The organism is Verrucomicrobiota bacterium (assembly GCA_037139415.1).
Taxonomy (GTDB): Bacteria; Verrucomicrobiota; Verrucomicrobiia; order Limisphaerales; family Fontisphaeraceae; genus JBAXGN01.
The window spans coordinates 1-2,495 of sequence record JBAXGN010000352.1; the positions used below are offsets into that span (position 1 = coordinate 1).

Consider the following 2,495-nt stretch of genomic DNA (forward strand, 5'->3'; position numbering starts at 1 on the left):
CGAGGCGGGACTTGCACCCGCTGGCCTGTCAAAGATCGAAGGCTGCACCAGAAAGCGGAGAGGAAGAGGCGGCGAATGCGGGGGCACCGGGGCCGAGCCAGGCTTTGGTTGATGCGGGGATCGAGCACTATGCTTCGGCGGTGGCGGACGATCTGCGGGATTTCGGCAGCCGGGTGGCGGCGTTGCTGGAGATCACGGATGACGCTGTGCTGCAGGTGAAGGCGATGGATTTGGTGCGGGAGTTGGAGACGATCAAGGCGGATATCCTGAAACTGCCGAAATCCGCGCAGGCGCTGGCGGAGGTGCAGGTGGCGGCGTTGTTTACGGGGCTGACGGAGCGGGGAAAGTCATTCGTGAACAGTGATCAGTCATCAGTCAGGAATAAGAGCGCGGAGGTGGGGAATGGCGGGAACGGCAGCGGGAATTATGATCACGCTGGGCGGAAGGGGCAAGTTGGCGGGAGTCAGGCGGGTGGGAATCCGGGCGCAGGAAAGAGCAAGCCGGTGGGATCGCTTAAGGAATTGATCGAGCATTCGGAGGGACCAACGAAGGCGCATTATGAATTTGACTCGCACCCGGAATCGGCCGCCCGGATTGACGCGGCAACGGGGGTGAAGGTGGCGGGATTCAAGCATCGGGTGGAAGCGGACAAGTTGCGGCATTTCAAGAACTCGCACGGGGACGGGAAGGACCAGCATGAGCTTGGCGCACAGGAACCGCTGACCAAGGCCGATTATGAGCGCATTCCAGAGGTGGTGCACCGCTTTGATTCGGTAACAAAGAGCCCCAAGGAATCGCGGGATGGAAAGGTCGTTCTGCGGTACAAAAAACGATTTAACGGCACGCTGATGTATTACGAGGAAGTGCGGGATAAAACCGGGACGCTGGCCGGGCATTCGCTGAGGAAATTCAAGGCTGGACTGCCTGATGCCAAGGCCCCAGGCCAAACGTCCGAAGCGCCATCCAGCAAGTAAAACATACACTCAGGTTATGAAAACGCAAGGCGTGAAAATAGGAATAATAGGAAGAATGAGAGTTATGAAGCGAGAGAATTTGCCGGTGGAATTTGCGAATGCGGGGAGCCCCAACACTGCGGAGATGGTGGTGGAGTGCGCGAATGAGGTGGGGGCGGGCGAGGATGGGTGGGCGCAGGTGGCGCGGTTTGGGGATTACCCAGGGAAGGCGATGATCCCCGGCACGAATGGCACCTGGGAGAAGCAGGCGGCCATCCAACGGTTTGACGCGGCGGCGGCCACGGAGATGGTGAACGAGTACGCGCGCGATCGGAAGGGGTTGACGCGGTTTCTGCGGAGTCGTCCGGTGTTTCAGGGGCATCCGGATGTGCCGGTGGGCGGGGAGGCGTATCCGAACAAAGCGCCGATCGGGGTATTCCCGGACTTGCAGGTGCGCCCGGACGGGCTGTACGCGAATCTGGTGTTGACGGCGGCGGGGGAGGAGTTGGTGGCGACGAAGGCGGTGCGCGGGCCATCGACGCGGTGGGCCGTGGCGTATGTGGGGACGGAGAACGGGGTGCGGGTGTACCGCCCGAACAAGTTATTTTCCATCGGCCTGGTGCCGAATCCGAATTTACCGGTGCAGATGCTGAACGCAGCGGAGGCTGGTGAAACCAAAAAACAAACACGTATGAATGAAACACTGAAGAGGGCGTTGCTGGCGCTGTTTAATTCCAGCGGCATCGAGGTCGCGAATGAGGCGACGGATGAACAGTTCGAGACGGCGCTGACGAGCCTGGCGACGAAGGTCACGGCCGCGATGGCGCAGTTTGCGAATGAGAAGGCAACGCTGGACGGCAAGGTGCTGGCGTTGGAAACGGAGAAGGCGGCGCTGGTGACGGAACGGGACGCGGCCCGGACGCAGTTCGCGAATGAGCGGACGGCGCGGATCGGGACGGTGATTGGCGCGGCGCTCACAAGGATGGCCGGATCACGGCGGCGGAGAAGGCGGACTGGGAACGGCGCCTTGCCAATGAACCGCAGTTCGCCAATGAGGCGGCGAGCCTGGAGAAGCTGGCGCCGAAGGTGAAGACGACGAGTGTGACGCTGACGCGCGGGGACCGGGTGGTGGAGATCAGCAATGCGGCGCAGCGCCGGGAGATGGTGCAGGACCTGGTGACGGAGGAGCAGGCCGCGAACAAATGCTCGTATGACAAGGCTTTTGCGGCGGTGCAGCGGAAGCAGGGGGTGCAACCGTTGCTGGTTAAACGCCCCGAAGTGTGGCAGTGGTGCGAGGACTATTAAAGACGTGATGCAGGGCCAGCTCCGTTTCTGTTCCCGTAGGCGCACCGCGCGCGGAACCTCCCAACCCGATTCCGTGACCATATCCGTTCAGCTCGACGGCACCCACTGCCCCGACGTGCGACCCTGCCCACGCATTCTCCGGCGCGCCAACGCGCCTCAAGGGGGGAAAACAAGGGCTAATTCTATGGCTGATTTTTCTCTTATGTAACCTACTGCTGATAAGAATAATCAAAAATA

At 61.1% G+C, this 2,495-nt stretch carries 3 protein-coding genes; all 3 read left to right on the top strand.

The window, feature by feature from the left end:
- The coding region (locus WCO56_29535) for a hypothetical protein (GenBank protein ID MEI7733744.1) at window positions 1-974 on the top strand (974 nt) is incomplete at its 5' end.
- A 64-nt stretch (window positions 975-1,038) separates the two neighbouring features.
- Window positions 1,039-2,043: a hypothetical protein gene (locus tag WCO56_29540; GenBank protein ID MEI7733745.1), complete on the top strand. Its 1,005-nt coding sequence runs from the start codon at window positions 1,039-1,041 to the stop codon at window positions 2,041-2,043.
- On the top strand, window positions 2,040-2,258 hold the full coding sequence (locus tag WCO56_29545) for a hypothetical protein (protein ID MEI7733746.1): 219 nt from the start codon (window positions 2,040-2,042) through the stop codon (window positions 2,256-2,258). The genes WCO56_29540 and WCO56_29545 overlap by 4 nt, the downstream gene beginning before the upstream one ends.
- Window positions 2,259-2,495: the final 237 nt, after the last annotated feature.

Coding starts and splice junctions, on each gene's coding strand:
- WCO56_29540 (MEI7733745.1), top strand. CDS start 1,039: ATGAAGCGAGAGAATTTGCCGGTGGAATTTGCGAATGCGGGGAGCCCC.